Raw genomic sequence first — 15,109 nt, 5'->3', positions numbered from 1 at the left:
TTTGCAGCGCCTGCGGCGCTGCGTGTTCGCGGCCCCTTGATGGCTCGCGTTCCAGCGGTCGAGACTCGCGCCTGCGGCGCATGCGCTTCGACCGCTGGAACGCGAGCCGGGCCGCGAACGGCGCTCGCAAGACTCGCTTCTCGGTGCTCGGCGAGTGGTTGGGAGGTCGCGTGGGCGGGTCGGTGTGTCGTTCGCGCACGACAGAGGCCCACGGCCGGTGCGCACGGCGGATGGGATCGGGCGGGTTCAGCGCACGCGGGTCGGTTTCGCCCGGACGCGTAGGAACTGCTGGATGGCGTGGTTCACCGGCTCGGGGTGGGTCATCGTCACCGCCAGTCGGGCGTCCGCGATCTCGATGAACGTGGCGCCGGACAGCCCGTGGGCCAGTTCCTGGGCGCGCTCGCGGTCCATGCCGCTGTGCGTGGGGTGGATCACCAGAGCGGGACAGGAGATCTCGCGCAGGCGATCCAGCACCGAATCCCGGCTGAGCAGGCAGCCCGCCGCGACCTCGATGCCGCGGCGGTCGCGAACCAGCCAGCGCTGGGTCCAGATCGAGCGGTACCACTCGTCGTCGCCGATCAGCCAGGAAGCCAGCTGGTGCACGGCTCGCTCGCGGGAGCCGTCGTCGTACCACTGCTCGAGGAACTTCTGCGTGGCGGTCGACTGCTCCGGGGTGGGGCCGTGGGCCTCGGTGCTGATCAGGATCAGCGCGGAGACGCGTTCCGGCGCGATCAACGCGGTGCGCAGCGCGGTGAAGCCGCCCTGCGCGGTGCCGCCGATGACGGCCTGCTCGGCGCCGAGATGATCGAGCACGGTCAGCGCGTCCCTGGCCGCGGTCCAGTACGTGAAGGGTAGGCCCTCGTCCCTGGTGCGGCCGTGGCCGCGGGCATCCCAGGAGACGATCCGGAATTCCGGTGCGAGCGCGGCCGTTTGGGCGGCGAACATGGTGCGGTCCATGAAGAACTCGTGCGCCAGCAGTACCACCGGGCCGTCCCCGCCGCTGTCCTCGTAATGGATGTCGGCATCGATCGCGCGGGCGAAGGGCACGAGCAGAAGGATAACCAGCGAGCCGGGCCGCGCGGGACGATTCGGGCGGTCGGCTCGACTCCCGCGCCGGGCCGCTGTGCCGATGATTCGCTCGATTCGCCGCTCACTAAACTGGGTGGGTGGCACAAACCCAGAGACCGGTCCTCGTCGTCGACTTCGGAGCACAGTACGCCCAGCTGATCGCACGGCGCGTTCGCGAGTCGAGTGTGTACTCCGAAGTGGTTCCACACACCGCGACGGTGGAGGAGATCGCAGGCAAGCAGCCGCTCGCGGTGATCCTCTCCGGCGGCCCGGCCAGCGTGTACACCGAGGGCGCGCCGCAGCTGGATCCGCGGTTGTTCGACCTGGGTCTGCCGGTCTTCGGCATCTGCTACGGCTTCCAGGCGATGGCCCAGGCGCTGGGCGGCACGGTCGCGCACACCGGCACCCGCGAGTACGGGCGTACCGAGCTCAACATCGATGGCGGTTTGCTGCACGGCGGCCTGCCCACCATTCAGCCGGTGTGGATGAGTCACGGTGACGCGGTCACCGACGCGCCGGAAGGCTTCGAAGTCACCGGCACCACCGCGGGCGCTCCGGTCGCCGCGTTCGAGCACCGCGCGCGCCGCCTGGCCGGTGTGCAATACCACCCGGAGGTGCTGCATTCTCCGCACGGGCAGCAGGTGCTGAGCCGTTTCCTGCACGAACTCGCCGGCATTCCGTCCACCTGGACCCCGGCGAACATCGCGGATTCGCTGGTCGCCTCGGTGCGTGAGCAGGTCGGTGACAAGCACGCGATCTGCGGACTGTCGGGCGGGGTGGACAGCGCGGTGGCCGCCGCGCTGGTGCAGCGCGCCATCGGTGACCGGCTGACCTGCGTGTTCGTCGACCACGGCCTGCTGAGGGCGGGGGAGCGCGAGCAGGTGCAGCAGGATTTCGTCGCCGCGACCGGCGCCAAGCTGGTGACCGTCGACGCGGTGGACAAGTTCCTCGGTGAGCTGAAGGGCGTGACCGATCCCGAGGAGAAGCGCAAGATCATCGGGCGGGAGTTCATCCGGTCCTTCGAGGACGCGGTGGGCGAGGTGGTGCTCGAACACGGCGACGCCGACGGCGCTACGCCGAAGGTCGAATTCCTGGTGCAGGGCACGCTGTACCCGGATGTCGTGGAGTCCGGCGGCGGCACCGGCACCGCGAACATCAAGAGCCACCACAATGTCGGCGGCCTGCCCGACGACCTGGAATTCGAGCTCGTCGAACCGCTGCGCCTGCTGTTCAAGGACGAGGTCCGCGCGGTGGGCCGCGAACTCGGCCTGCCCGAGGAAATCGTTGCCCGTCAACCGTTCCCGGGGCCCGGCCTGGCCATCCGGATCGTCGGTGAGGTCACCGCGGACCGGCTGGAGACGCTGCGCCGGGCCGACGCCATCGCCCGCGAGGAATTGACCGCGGCGGGTCTGGACCGGCAGATCTGGCAGTGCCCCGTCGTGCTGCTCGCGGAGGTCCGCAGCGTGGGCGTGCAGGGCGACGGCCGCACCTACGGCCACCCGATCGTGCTGCGTCCGGTCTCCAGTGAGGACGCCATGACCGCCGACTGGACCCGGCTGCCCTACGAGGTGCTCGAACGCATCTCCACCCGCATCACCAACGAGGTGGCGGAGGTCAACCGCGTGGTCCTGGACGTGACCAGCAAGCCGCCGGGCACCATCGAGTGGGAGTGAGCGCCCGGCCGCCCAGCGGACGGTAGCCGCGCCGCGTCAACTCGCCCGAGTTCAGCGGGGGCGGTGGAAGGCGCTGTGCAGGATCAGGTGGCCGAGAAGCGTGCCGTGGGCGGTGCCGGGGCGTGGCGGAGGATCCGGCGGTGTGGTCCGCCCGGTCGGAGGCGCTTGATCTGTGGGTTTGCCGGAGTTCATTCGGATTCTCCTGTCGTTACGGCGAGGGGCCTGTGGGCGGCGGCTGATCTCCAGCGCCCCAACTCGGGATGTACGGGCAACGGCCCGTCCGGATGGACGGGCCGTTCCGCGTCTTCAGGGTCGTTTGCGTGGGGATATCACCAGCGCGATGCCGATGACGATCGCGGCGAGCACGACGATCCAACCGATCGGGATCATGCTGGCCGCGGGCACGGAGGCGGGGCCGACGAAGGCCCACGCGCTGACCGCTAGGGCCAGCAGACCGGCGATGAGCAGCGAGGCGGCCGGGCCGCGGCGGGATTCGGTCGTCTCGTTCTTCTCGGTTTCAGCCACGGCGCACCTCCACGTTTCCGGCGCGGACGTCGACGTCGAGATCGAGCACCGGCGCGCCGGGAGTATTCGGACCGCTGATCCCCTCGGCGCACAGCGCCTCGGCCATGGTCGCCGTGCAGTGGGTGCGGACGGTCATGTCCGCGGGCAGCAGGATGTGGGCTTCGCCCATCCGGACGTCGACGTTGACGGTGCGGTTCTCGGTCAGTTTCACCGAGCGCAGGTCCAGCGTGCCGGAACCCATGGTCACCTGGTAGTCCGACGCCAGATCGGCGGCGGAGGCCGGCGCCCAGGTTCGGTCGCCCATCGCGGCTTGGTCGAACTCGACCGGACCGACCGCGGAGGCGAGCAGCACGAACCCGGCGAGTGGCGCGGTGAGCACCAGCAGGCCGTAACCGCGCCGCAGGAACGCGCCGAGCACCAGGCCCAGACCGATCACGGCCAGCGCCGCGGCGGCGATCCGGCCGGGCGTCATCCACTCCATGCCCGAGGCCGCGGCCGCACCCGCGCCCGCTGCCGCCAGGATGGCCGAGCCGAGCACCACCGGCGTCAGGCGCGAGCGCGGACGCTTCTGCGGCGGGGCGACGACGGTGCGGGCCGGTGGAGGTTCCGGGAGGTCCCAAGCGAGCGGGGCGACGCCGAGCGGGTCCCAGGACGGCGGGGTCGGGCCGCCGATGATCGCCGGGTGAGCGGCCACGACACGGTGCGGGTCACGTTTGCCCAGTGCCACCGCACTTTCGGGCCGTGCCGTGGATCTGACCGACTCGACATCGTTCGAGCTGCTCGGCGTATTCGGCGTGGGGGGCGCTGCGACAGACGTGCCCGCGTCCTCGCCGGCCGCCGAGGTCGGGCCGGTTTCGCCCACGTCGCCCTCGGTCTTCCGTCCGACCGAGGGCGCGGGATCCACCGGGCCGATGGCCGTATCCGATCCGGTTCGGTCGGCGATCGATGGGGCCGGACCGGCCTGGCTCGATCCGGTTTTTTCGCCGGTGGAGGGCCCCGAACCGGCATCGGCGCGGGTGGCCGCCGATTTGTCCAGCACCACGGTCGCGGGGTCGGCCTCTTGCTCGGCGGCGGGTTTGTGCAACGGGGTCGTTGCCGCATCGCCGTTCGCGGGGTACACCGGCGTCTCCGGGACATATGAATCCGGCAGCTTGGTGTACGGCGTGTACACGGCGGTCGGCGGCACGTACAGGTCGCCGACGGTGCGGGGCGCTCCCGGCGGGAAGACCGCGCCGGGGTATCCGGTGGCGGTGATCCCGCCGTCGGGGACGAATCCGCCGAACGCTTCGGCGGTGCCAGGCGGGGGGTTGGGCGTGCGCAGGTGCAGCATCCACCAGCCCGCCAGCATCAGCGCGAGGCTGATCAGGCCGGATCCGCCGAGGCCGACGCCCACCGGGCCCATCGTGCTGACCGCGATGGCCAGCGCGACGATCAGCACGATGGTCTTGGTCTGGGACTGCGAGCTGTGGCCCTTGCCGACCAGCGACTCGGCGGCGGACGCCTGGTCGCCCGCCGCGCTCAGCAGCAGCCAGGCCAGCAGATACAGCACGATGCCCGCGCCGCCGAAGATCGTCGAGACCACGAACGCGACGCGCACCAGCACCGGATCGATCTCGTAGCGCCGCGCGAACCCGGCCGCGATGCCCGCGACGGGGCCCTGCCGCGGCAATCGGACCGGCCGGGTCTGCCATATCTGCTGGACCTGGTCGCCGAAGCTCGTTTTCGTCATGTTTCTCATGGTGTGCCCGATTCGCGTATCGGCGCATCGGGGGGAACCCTGAAAAACAGCCTGAACACTTTGGACCGATCCGCTGATGTAGCAATCATTCGGCTATGTGCGCGACCGTACCGCGCGTGATCGTTGCGGTCCTGGTCGAGGCGGGTGCGGGCCAGCAAGATCAGGGTGATTACCGATGGCTGGCGGTTGCGTGGCCGTGCCAGTATCGAAGACATGTACCCGTCTGTTCCCGCGTTCGACACTCGGGGGTTCGACGCTGCCCGCGGGCTGGGTCCCGCGCCCGTGCCGCTGCCCGGACCGCCGCAGGTGCGGATGGTCCGTCGTTCCGGCGGCCGGATCGTCGGCGGGGTGGCGGGCGGTGTGGCCGACCACCTCGGCGTCGACGTGTTCAAGGTGCGGATGGCGTTCGTGCTGCTGTCCGCGCTGGCCGGGGCGGGCATCATGGCGTACGGGCTGCTGTGGATCTTCACGCCCGGTGGCTCGGACCAGGTGAGACCCTCCGGTGCGGAGCGGCGGCAGGCGATCGGGCTGGCCATGCTCGGGCTGGGCCTCGCGGTCGCCGTGTCGTGGGTGTTCAGCGGGACGGCGGCGAAGGTGATCGCGCCGATCATCGTGGTGGCGGTCGGCGCGGCGCTGGTGTGGCGGGAGTACGACGTCGACGGGCCGCGTTCGCTGCTCGGGCTGCCCGCGCGGCCTTCGGTGGTGACCTGGTCGCGCATCGTCGCCGGGACGACGCTGATCGTGGCGGGTCTCGGCGTGGTGGTGCTGGCGCGGATCGATCTCAGCTCGCTCGGCTCGGCACTGCTCGCGGTGGCGGTCACGCTGATCGGCGCCGGAGTGCTGACGGTTCCGCTGTGGCTGCGCATGATGCGCGCGTTGAACGCCGAGCGCGCCGCCCGCATCCGCAACGAGGAACGCGAGGAGATCGCCTCGCACCTGCACGATTCCGTGCTCCAGACCCTCGCCCTGATCCAGCGCCAGGCCGACGACCCGCAGGAGGTGCTGCGGCTGGCCCGCAGCCAGGAACGGGAACTGCGGAAATGGTTGTTCGAGGATTCCGGTCCCGCGCAGTCGAGCCTGGCCGCGGCCCTGCGCACCATCGCGGGCGAGGTGGAGGACCAGCACGGCGTGAAGGTGACGCCGGTGACCGTCGGTGACGTGTCGATGGACGTCGACGGCTCCGGATCGGGTCTGCCGAAGGAACACTTCACCGCGCTGCTCGGTGCGAGCAGGGAAGCGCTGGTCAACGCCGCCAAGCACGCGGGTGTTCCGGAGATCGACCTGTTCGCCGAGGCCGAACCGCACCAGGTGAGCGTCTTCGTGCGCGACCGCGGCTCGGGCTTCGACCTCGCGTCCGTGCCGGAGGACCGCCGCGGCTTGGCCAAATCCATCCGTGGCCGGGTCGAGCGTCGCGGCGGTCAGGTGGAGATCGTGTCGACGCCGGGCCGCGGCACCGAGGTCCGGATCACCATGCCGCGCACGGACTCCGGTTCCCCGCTCTCGGACGAAGAGCCCGCTCGAGCCGCCCGCTAGCCGTCGGTCTCGCCGAGGCCAAGCGGGTTCGCGCGGTTCGCAGCGCGGATGCGGTATGCGCGGAGCGCGTGGGGGACAGGTGTGGTACGGGTTGGGGGTCGAGGGTCAGTTAGGAGAAGTAGGTGGCCGTGCGGGTCTTTCTCGTCGATGATCACGCCGTTTTCCGGTCGGGTGTGCGTGCTGAGCTGAGCCGGGAGGCGGACATGGAGGTGGTCGGGGAGGCCGGTGGGGTGGCGGAGGCGGTGGCGGGGATCAACGCCGAGCGTCCGGACGTCGTGCTGCTCGACGTGCACATGCCCGACGGGGGTGGGGTCGCGGTGCTGGCGGGTATCGAGCCGGGGCCGGTGTGCCTGGCGCTGAGCGTGTCCGACGCGGCCGAGGACGTGATCGCGGTGATCCGGGCCGGGGCCAGAGGGTATGTGACCAAGACGATTTCGGGCACCGAGCTGGCCGACGGCATCCGCCGGGTGGCGGGCGGCGACGCGGTCTTCAGTCCGCGCCTGGCCGGTTTCGTCCTCGACTCGTTCACCGGGAAGTCACCGGTACCCGAACCGCCGCTGGACCCCGAACTGGACTCGCTGACCCCGCGCGAACTGGAGGTGCTGCGCCTGCTCGCCCGCGGCTATACCTACCGCGAGATAGCCGAATCCCTGTTCATCTCGGTCAAGACCGTGGAAACGCACGCCTCCAACGTGCTGCGCAAAACTCAGCAGTCCAATCGCAACGCTCTGACCCGCTGGGCCCACCGCCGCCGCATCGACTGACGCCGCGTGGACCGTCGTGGCGCGGACGTCAGAGGACGGCGACGATGATCCCGATGATGATGATCAGGCCGATCAGCAGGCCCACGGCGATGGCCAGGGGGGCGTTGCTCGGCTGCGGGTTCTTGGCGCGCTGCGCGGGAGCGGCCGCGGACGCTCCGGCGAGGTTGCGGTGCGGGCGGGGCAGCGGCGTGGAGTGGGGGCTGCGGATCCCGGACGCCGAATTGCGGGCGGCCCAGGCCGGGATGGTCCCGTCCTCGGTGCGGACGGGCGCGCCGAGAATGTACGGTCCGGTGCCGGGACCGAATGCGGCGGTGAGGATCTCGTCCCGCGCCTCGGCCATGGTCGGCCGCCGCTGCGGCGCGGGTTCCATCATGTGCAGCAGCGCCTGGGTGAGCACGCCGCTGCGGGTCGGCGGGATGATCTGCGCCATCGCGGCGCGGTGCACGATGACGTCGCTGTCCTCGTCGAAACCGAACGGCGGCTGCCCTTCGATCGCGGTGTAGAGCGTGGCGCCGAGGGAGAACACGTCGCTGGCCTTGGTCGGCTGTGCTCCGCGCGCCACCTCGGGGGGCAGGTAGGAGGGGGTGCCGGTGATCACGCCGTCCGGTTCGTCGGACATCTCGCCCGCACCGCGTGAGATGCCGAAGTCGCTGAGCTTCGCCATGCCCACGCCGGGGCCGCGATCGGCGACGAGGATGTTGCCGGGCTTGATGTCCCGGTGCACGATGCCGACCGCGTGCGCGGCGGCCAGCGCGTCGGCGACCTGGGCGCCGATCTGCGCGACCTCGATCGGCGGCAGCGTGTCGACCAGTGCGAGCGCCTTCGCGACACTGCGCGAGGGTAGGTGCTCCATCACCAGCCAGGGCTCACCGGCTTCGAGCACCACGTCGTACACGGCGATCGCGTGGTCGTGCGAGAGCTTCGCGGCGACCCGGCCCTCGTGCATGATCTGGTTGCGGACCGCTTCGGCCTCCTCCTCGCCGAGCCCGGCGGTGGTGAGCACCTGCTTGATCGCGACGTCCCGGTCGAGCAGGCGGTCGTGCGCCAACCAGACCGCGCCCATGCCGCCGCCACCCAGCTTCGATTGGAGACGGTAGCGGCCTGCGACGAGGTACTGGGGGCCGACAGTGGGACGAGCGCGTTCGGTCACGGTGCGAGGGTAGCGGAAAATGAGGCTAGCTGGCCTGATTCGTGTTCGCGCAGGCGAGAGACATGGGCACGAATCGTACGCCGCGCCCGCCCTCGGCCCTCGGTTCGGATGCGTGCCACTCACCATACCGCTGAACCGGGGCCGGGCGTCGGAGTCGGGCACGCCGGCCTCATCGCGATCACGCCACTCGGCGAGCGGGAAGTAGCGGCCTCCGCGACACGAGGCTCGAACCCTTGACGAAACCCGGGGGTCGGTTTCTACTGAGTCCGTATCGAACGTATATTCGATATCAATCGATAGCTGAATCGGTGCTGCCGCTCGAATCAGGCCGGCCGCTCCGCATGCTTCGCCTCGGGTCCATCGTGGGAAGTGGGTGGTTGAGATGGGTTCGGATGCGATATCGCAGGGAGGGGTGAATCGGGGCGCGCTGCCGCGCGGTGGCGGGCGGGAGAATGCTCCCACGCTTGCTGAGCTGCGCAGACGCATGGAAGCGGTGCCGGGGCGCGGTGAATCTTCGGCGCAGCGGGTCCCGCTCGACGGCGGGTCGCGCAGCGCGGCGTTGCCGGTGCCCGCCGCGCTCGCTCCGCTGTTGCCTGATGGTGGCTTGGTCAAGGGTTCCGTCGTGGCGTACACGGGCGCCAGGTCGCTGCTGGCCGGTCTGCTGGCCGCGGTGACCGAGAGCGGCGGGCATGCCGCGGTGGTCGGCATGCCCCGGCTCGGTCTGCTGGCCGCGGTGGAGATGGGGGCGCAACTGCGGCGGCTGGCCGTGATCGCCGATCCCGGCCCCGATCCGGTGGAGGTGGCCGCGGTGCTGCTGGACGGACTCGATCTGGTCGTGCTCGGGCTCGGGGGCGGGACCGTCGCGCCCGCCCGCAGCCGGGTGATCGCGGCCCGCGCGCGCAACAAGGGCGCCACCCTCGTGGTCGCCGACGGTCGCTGGCCCGGTGCGTCCCTCCAGCTCGACGCCCGCGTCGCGGGTTACACCGGTCTCGGCCGCGGGCGCGGACGCTTGCGCTCGCTCGGCTTGACGGTCGAGGTGCGCGGCAAGGCGGGGCCACCGCGGTGCGGACGGCTGGATCTGTGCCCGAATGCGGGTCGCGTGGAATGGGTGCTGCGCGAAAACGCGGCCCGTGCCGCCGAAGCCGTCGACACACAGGAAGCGGTGTCGTGAGCGCGTCGGCCTGCGCAGCGGCTTGCCTCGGCGGCTCGATCCGAGCGATGGCCGAGGCGCACCGCTGTCGTGTCCGGTCGCTGCGCGCCTGGTCCGGTGCGCCGATCGAGCGATTCGATTCCGCAGGCCACGCCTGCCTCGGGCGTGGAACGCTGCCGCGAACGGGCGGCGGCCGGTGCGCGGAGCCTGGCCGGAGCTGCTGGGCGGGTCTCGTATGCCACTGCGATGGCCTGTCGCACGCTATGAGGGTTTTCGCCGTGCGCGTGCGTCTGCGCGGACTCGATCCTCGGCAACCGCGGGTTGCGGGGGACGAAGGTGGCGCGTCGCCGTGAACCGGCCGGGGTCGAGGCGGGTACTGGCGCTGTGGTGCCCGGACTGGCCCGCGGTCGCCGCGGCGGCGATGGCGGGGCTGCCCGCGACGCGGCCGGTGGCGGTGCTGTTCGCCAATCGGGTGGTGGCGTGTTCGGCGATCGCGCGCGCCGAAGGGGTGCGTCGTGGCCTGAAGCGCAGAGAGGCGCAGGGACGCTGCCCCGAGCTGTTTCTCGCGCAACAAGACGTGGATCGGGACGCGCGGCTGTTCGAACCGGTGGTCGCGGCGGTGGCCGCGACGATGCCCGGTGTGGAGGTGCTGCGTCCCGGATTGCTCGTGCTCGGCGCGCGCGGTGCGGCGCGATTCTTCGGGTCCGAGGAGGCGGCGGCCGAGCGCCTGGTCGACGCGGTGGCCGCGGCCGGGGCGGAAGCGCAGGTCGGGATCGCCGACGAGCTGTCAACGGCGGTGATCGCCGCCCGGCGCGCCGCGATCGTGCCCGCGGGTGCGGGAGCGGGATTTCTCGCACCGCTGCCGGTGCGGGAACTCGCGGCCGAGCCGAGCCTGGCCGCCCCGGAACGCGCCGACCTGGTCGACCTGCTGCACCGCTTGGGCTTGCGCCGGATCGGTGATTTCGCCGCGCTCTCCGCGGCGGAGGTCGCCTCCCGGTTCGGGACCGACGCCGTGCTGGCGCATCGCTGTGCCAGGGCCGAGCCGGAGCGTCCGCCGTCCGCGCGGCAACCCCCGCCGGATCTGGTGGTGGAGTACCGCTGTGATCCGCCGATCGAGCGGGTCGATGCGGCCGCCTTCGCCGGGCGGCTGCTCGCCACCCGGCTGCACAGCGCGCTCGCGGATGCCGGGCTGGCCTGCACGAGGCTGTCGGTGCACGCGGAAACCGCGGCGGGAGAGGATCTCTCGCGAATCTGGCGATGCGCGGAGCCGCTCACCCCGGAGGGCACGGCGGACCGGGTGCGCTGGCAACTGGACGGCTGGCTCACCCGGCGGGACGGCGCGCGGCCCACCGCGCCGATCACCGTGCTGCGGCTGGAACCTGTCGAGGTGGTCACCGCGGGCGCGCTGCAACTCGGGCTGTGGGGCGGGGCCGGGGAAGAGGACGAGCGCGCCCGCCGCGCGCTGATCCGGGTGCAAGGGTTGCTCGGCGGGGCAGCGGTGCGGGTCGGCGTGCTCAGCGGCGGACGCGGCCCCGCCGAACGCGTCACCATGGTCGCGCTGGGTGACGAACTCGTGCCCGCGGCCGACCCCGCGCAGCCTTGGCCGGGCCGGCTGCCCGAGCCCGCCCCCGCCGTGCTCCTGCTGAACCGTCCGCCGGTGCGGCTGGAAGCCGCCGACGGCGCGCTCGTCGAAGTCACCGATCGCGCCATGTTCGACGCCGACCCCGCACTGCTGCGCTGGGGAAGCAGACAGTGGCGGGTGACCGGCTGGGCGGGACCGTGGCCGGTGGACGAGCGCTGGTGGGCGCCCGATTCGGCCGACACGGAATTCACCGCCCGCGCTCAAGTCCAACTGGACGACGCCCCCGCCGCCGACAAAGTCCTGCTGCTGGTCTATCACGACGAAACCTGGCGCGCCGAAGGGCTTTACGACTGACCGTCCCAGCGCGCGCCGAATGCGACTGCGAACCTCTGGGAGCGAGCCCGGTCCGATCCGGTGACCTGTACCGCCCGGCGATCCGCTGCCCGTGCTGCCGAGCCGTCGCGCTGTCGCCTGTCGCGCTGTCGACGTGCCAAGGTGACGGCCCGGTCGTGATCCGCGCCGGTTCAGTCCGGGCGTGACCACACCGTCGCCAAGGTGAACGGATGTCCGCGCAGGGCGGCCCATTTCGGCTTCCGGGCCAGGAACTTGTCGTCCACCAGCGCCTCGGCGACCTCGGTGAGGACCCATCCGGCGGCCAAACCGGCCGACAGGTGCTCGCTGATCAGATGCAAGTGGGTGCTGATGGCCACCGGTTCGCCGGAGGGGTCGGTGTAGTGCGTCGGCATTCCGGACACCATGATGAATTGCGGGTGGTAGCTGACCAGTACGCAGCGCGCGCCCGGCGCGGCCAGGCGCCACGCCTCGGCGTAGAACGGCGCCAATTCCGGTAGGTGCTCATCGATCAGCGACGCGATCACCAAGTCGTAGGCGCCTTCCGGCAGGCCGGTGGCCCGCACGTCCGCCTGGGTCAGCGTGGTGTGGGCGCCGCGCGCGGCCGCCAACGCCAGCATCCCTCGGCTCACGTCGACCCCGTCGAGGTGCGGGATTCCCTTGTCCCGCAGCCATGTTCCGGTTCGCCCGGTGCCGCAGCCGAGGTCGGCCGCGCGCCGCACTCGGCTCAGGTCCAGGTTCAATCGTCCGAGCAGCGCGAGATCCATCTCGTCCAAGACGGTCTGCTCGTAAGTGGGCGCCCACCCGTCGTAGCCTGTGGCGACGTCGACGGTGCGGTAGTCGCGGCGGTCGAAATCGGCGAAGGAAGGCATGCGGCGAGTATCGTGCCGTGCGCACTCCCGCGCCAGGCAATTATCGAGTTGCTCGAAACACCGTTGTGCGCCGGAAAGTTCGCGACGTCCGATGCTCCGGTAAACGTGCTTGGGTGGGTGATCCGTGCTACACCGCGCAGGCCGCGTGCATAACGGCCGGTATCCTCGTTCGTCGTGGATCTGACGGTGGGCCAAGTGGCATTCGGCGACGTGCGGATCGCCTATCGGGATTCGGGGGTGGGCGCGGTCAGCGACATCCCCGTGATGCTGGTGCACGGCATGGGCGGCGACGGGCACACCTGGGACCGGTTCGCGCGTGTCCTGGTGCAATCCGGGCGTCGGGTGATCATCCCCGACCTTCGCGGGCACGGCCGTAGCTCACACGCCGATTCCTATCTCTTCGACGACTTCGGCGACGATCTGCTGCGCCTCTGCGATCAGCTGGAGCTGCCCGCGGTGGACCTGGTCGGGCATTCGCTCGGCGGCTACGCGGTGTCGCGCGTGGCGCAGGAGCGGCCGGAACTGGCGCGCAGGCTGGTCATCGAGGAGTGCCCGCTCCCGCTGCAATCCGGCGCCGAGGAATTGCGCCTGACCCGCCGCTTTCCCACCGCGCCCGAACTGTGGCACGCCACATCCAGCCTGGTCCGGCACCCGCGCGCGGTGCTCGCCTTCGATCGCTCCATGACGAAGACGGCGCTGGAGCAGTTCCGCAAGCCGAACCCGGAGTGGTGGGATCGGCTCTCCGACATCACCGCGCCCACCCTGGTGTTGTGCGGCGGGCCGGGCGGCATGGTGGATCCGGACAAGCTCGCCGTCTTGCAGGCCCGGCTGCCCGACTGCACGGTGACCACGTTCACCTGCGGCCACAGCATCCATCGCGACCGGTACCGGGAGTTCGCCGCGACTGTCCGGCCGTTCCTGGCGGGCTGACGGGGGCGCGCGGCGTCCTGAGCCGGCGCCGAACGCGCGGGTTACGCGCTCGTCCTGGTTTCTCGGTACGAAACCACCGGCTCACCAGTGCGTGCCGGGCACCCATCGGGCAGCGCGCCGCAAGGCCGTGCCCGTGACCCGCCGCGCGGCCGATCGGGGCCGTCGCGGAGGAAGCACATCAGCGGGTTCGGCCGTTTCGTCGCCGGGTGCGCTCTGCTCGCCCTTGGCCGCTGGGGAGTCGGGCAGGGAGCGGTAGTAGCGGTGCAGGACGCGGTCGCGGATCTTCGGGGTGAGCAGGGCGCCGTACTCGGCGATGGTGCCCAGCGGGACGTCGATGCGTTTGGGCCGTTCGATCAGCGCGCGCACGATGGTCGCCGCCGCCCACTCGGGAGACTCGGCCGGGCCCTGATCGCCGCTCGGGGCGATCATCGGCGTGCGCACCAGCGGCAGGTGGATGGTGGTGAACGTGACCCCGTCCGCCAGGGTCTCCACGGCCGCCACCTCGGTGAACTTGTCCAGCGCCGCCTTGCTGGCCAGATACGCCGAGAAGCGCGGCGTGGCCATCTGCACGCCCGCGCTGCTGATGTTCACGATGTGCCCGAATCTGCGTTCCCGCATCTGCGGCAGCAGGGCCAGCGTCAGCCGCAGCGCGCCGAAGTAGTTGACGGCCATGGTGCGTTCGAAGTCGTGCAGCCGGTCGGTGGAGCGGTGGATGGCGCGGCGGATCGAGCGGCCCGCGTTGTTCACCAGCATGTCCACGTGGCCGTGCTCGTCCAGGATGGTCTCGACGACGTGGTCGACGGAGCCGGAGTCGGTGATGTCGCAGGCGTATCCATGGGCCGAGCCGCCCGCGGCCCTGATCTCGTCGACGACCGAGGCGAGTTCGTCGCCCCGGCGTGCGAGCAGGAACACGCTGGCGCCCTTGCCCGCGACGGCCACCGCCGCCGCCCGGCCGATGCCGGAGGACGCTCCGGTGATGAGGACATGCCGTCCGGTGAGGTCACGGTTGCGGCGCCGGGCGGGCACAGCGGCTGCGTCGGTCATCACTGCTCCTTTGCAGGTCTGGTGGCCAAGAACTTACTCTGAAGTAAGTTAACTGCCAAGTGGTCCTGGTCACAGCCGTGGGGGTCCGCTTCGGCTGTCGCGGCGCGTCGCCCGGTGTGGCGGGCGCGTTCGAGACCGCACGGGCGTCGGGGTTTCGGGGGGCGGGAAACGCATCGAACAACGCTCGAAACGTTCGAACATATGTGCGATACTTCAGCGCATGTCGGACGATCGGATGGCGGAGGTGTTTGCCGCGGTGCGGCTCGGTGGCCTCGACCCCGCGGCGGGGCGACGGGCGTTGGAGAAGCTTTGGGACGAACTCGGCGATCACGGCGAAGCGCTGCATCGCTGCGTGGTCGCCCATCATCTCGCCGACCTCCAGGAGGAGGCCGCCGAGGCGCTGCGCTGGGATCAGCGCGCGCTGGCCGCGGTGTTCGGGCCCGGCGTGCCGCTGGACGAAGGTCTGCGTGGATTCCTGCCGTCGCTCTATCTGAACCTGGCCGACAGTCATCGCCGGGTCGGTGAGTTCGAAGTGGCCAAGATGCAATTGGCCATCGCTCGTGGGCATCTCGACGTCCTGGCCTCCGACGCCTATGGCGCGCTCATCCGGGCCCGTCTGCGTGGCGTCGAGGACGCGCTTGCCGCCGGGTCCGTCGAACGGCTCCAGGCATCCTGACCTGCCTGTACATCCCCTGTCTTCGAATGTATGTTCGAGAAAAGGAGGTGTGT

General features: G+C 71.0%; 13 protein-coding genes. 7 read left to right on the top strand and 6 right to left on the bottom strand.

The features are described 5' to 3' along the window. Positions 1-246: 246 nt before the first annotated feature. Complete coding sequence (locus HOV91_RS24450; protein WP_174187730.1) at positions 247-1,047, bottom strand: alpha/beta fold hydrolase; 801 nt, start codon at positions 1,045-1,047, stop codon at positions 247-249. Positions 1,048-1,166: 119 nt separating this feature from the next. Between HOV91_RS24450 and guaA the strand changes: the two genes are divergently transcribed. Further along, positions 1,167-2,741 (top strand): glutamine-hydrolyzing GMP synthase, encoded by a 1,575-nt coding sequence (guaA, locus tag HOV91_RS24445; RefSeq protein WP_174187729.1) that lies wholly within the window; start codon positions 1,167-1,169, stop codon positions 2,739-2,741. Positions 2,742-3,047: 306 nt separating this feature from the next. On the opposite strand, the gene HOV91_RS24440 is transcribed toward guaA, so the two are convergent. Both HOV91_RS24440 and HOV91_RS24435 read right to left on the bottom strand, forming a co-directional pair. Beyond that, positions 3,048-3,266: a hypothetical protein gene (locus HOV91_RS24440; RefSeq protein WP_174187728.1), complete on the bottom strand. Its 219-nt coding sequence runs from the start codon at positions 3,264-3,266 to the stop codon at positions 3,048-3,050. Beyond that, positions 3,259-4,995, bottom strand: coding sequence for a PspC domain-containing protein (locus tag HOV91_RS24435; RefSeq protein WP_438822691.1), 1,737 nt, complete (start codon positions 4,993-4,995; stop codon positions 3,259-3,261). Before HOV91_RS24435 ends, HOV91_RS24440 begins: the two co-directional genes overlap by 8 nt. A gap of 222 nt (positions 4,996-5,217) precedes the next feature. Between HOV91_RS24435 and HOV91_RS24430 the strand changes: the two genes are divergently transcribed. Then, entirely contained in the window at positions 5,218-6,537 is a 1,320-nt protein-coding gene (locus HOV91_RS24430; protein WP_174187726.1) for a PspC domain-containing protein, read from the top strand. Between the two features lie 128 nt (positions 6,538-6,665). Beyond that, complete coding sequence (locus HOV91_RS24425) at positions 6,666-7,301, top strand: response regulator (protein WP_174187740.1); 636 nt, start codon at positions 6,666-6,668, stop codon at positions 7,299-7,301. 28 nt (positions 7,302-7,329) lie between these two features. Here HOV91_RS24425 and HOV91_RS24420 read toward each other — a convergent pair whose 3' ends face one another. After that, positions 7,330-8,451 (bottom strand): serine/threonine-protein kinase, encoded by a 1,122-nt coding sequence (locus HOV91_RS24420; RefSeq protein WP_174187725.1) that lies wholly within the window; start codon positions 8,449-8,451, stop codon positions 7,330-7,332. A gap of 382 nt (positions 8,452-8,833) precedes the next feature. Here HOV91_RS24420 and imuA' point away from each other — a divergent pair, with 382 nt between their 5' ends. Beyond that, positions 8,834-9,622, top strand: a complete 789-nt coding sequence (imuA', locus tag HOV91_RS24415) for a DnaE2-dependent mutagenesis accessory factor ImuA' (protein ID WP_438822690.1) — start codon at positions 8,834-8,836, stop codon at positions 9,620-9,622. A 400-nt stretch (positions 9,623-10,022) separates the two neighbouring features. Next, the gene (locus tag HOV91_RS24410) at positions 10,023-11,537 is read left to right on the top strand and encodes a DNA polymerase Y family protein (protein ID WP_246350684.1); all 1,515 of its coding nucleotides are present in this window, start codon (positions 10,023-10,025) and stop codon (positions 11,535-11,537) included. Positions 11,538-11,707: 170 nt separating this feature from the next. Here HOV91_RS24410 and HOV91_RS24405 read toward each other — a convergent pair whose 3' ends face one another. Then, the gene (locus HOV91_RS24405) at positions 11,708-12,406 is read right to left on the bottom strand and encodes a class I SAM-dependent DNA methyltransferase (protein ID WP_174187723.1); all 699 of its coding nucleotides are present in this window, start codon (positions 12,404-12,406) and stop codon (positions 11,708-11,710) included. 174 nt (positions 12,407-12,580) lie between these two features. Between HOV91_RS24405 and HOV91_RS24400 the strand changes: the two genes are divergently transcribed. Then, complete coding sequence (locus tag HOV91_RS24400) at positions 12,581-13,336, top strand: alpha/beta fold hydrolase (protein ID WP_312884753.1); 756 nt, start codon at positions 12,581-12,583, stop codon at positions 13,334-13,336. An 81-nt stretch (positions 13,337-13,417) separates the two neighbouring features. Here the strand turns inward: HOV91_RS24400 and HOV91_RS24395 are convergent, their stop codons facing one another. Further along, positions 13,418-14,380, bottom strand: a complete 963-nt coding sequence (locus HOV91_RS24395) for an SDR family NAD(P)-dependent oxidoreductase (RefSeq protein WP_174187722.1) — start codon at positions 14,378-14,380, stop codon at positions 13,418-13,420. 220 nt (positions 14,381-14,600) lie between these two features. Between HOV91_RS24395 and HOV91_RS24390 the strand changes: the two genes are divergently transcribed. Further along, complete coding sequence (locus tag HOV91_RS24390) at positions 14,601-15,056, top strand: hypothetical protein (RefSeq protein WP_174187721.1); 456 nt, start codon at positions 14,601-14,603, stop codon at positions 15,054-15,056. Positions 15,057-15,109: the final 53 nt, after the last annotated feature.

The organism is Nocardia barduliensis (assembly GCF_013315795.1).
GTDB lineage: Bacteria > Actinomycetota > Actinomycetes > Mycobacteriales > Mycobacteriaceae > Nocardia > Nocardia barduliensis.
The sequence above is the reverse complement of the archived record's forward strand: the minus strand, read 5'-3'. Positions and strand labels throughout refer to the sequence as shown.

Bases quoted from the DNA above. Each gene is read 5' to 3' on its own strand.
- HOV91_RS24430 (WP_174187726.1), top strand. From the start codon at position 5,218: ATGTACCCGTCTGTTCCCGCGTTCGACACTCGGGGGTTCGACGCTGCC.
- HOV91_RS24395 (WP_174187722.1), bottom strand. From the start codon at position 14,380: ATGACCGACGCAGCCGCTGTGCCCGCCCGGCGCCGCAACCGTGACCTC.
- HOV91_RS24410 (WP_246350684.1), top strand. From the start codon at position 10,023: ATGGCGGGGCTGCCCGCGACGCGGCCGGTGGCGGTGCTGTTCGCCAAT.
- HOV91_RS24390 (WP_174187721.1), top strand. From the start codon at position 14,601: ATGTCGGACGATCGGATGGCGGAGGTGTTTGCCGCGGTGCGGCTCGGT.
- HOV91_RS24435 (WP_438822691.1), bottom strand. From the start codon at position 4,995: ATGACGAAAACGAGCTTCGGCGACCAGGTCCAGCAGATATGGCAGACC.
- HOV91_RS24405 (WP_174187723.1), bottom strand. From the start codon at position 12,406: ATGCCTTCCTTCGCCGATTTCGACCGCCGCGACTACCGCACCGTCGAC.
- imuA' (WP_438822690.1), top strand. From the start codon at position 8,834: ATGGGTTCGGATGCGATATCGCAGGGAGGGGTGAATCGGGGCGCGCTG.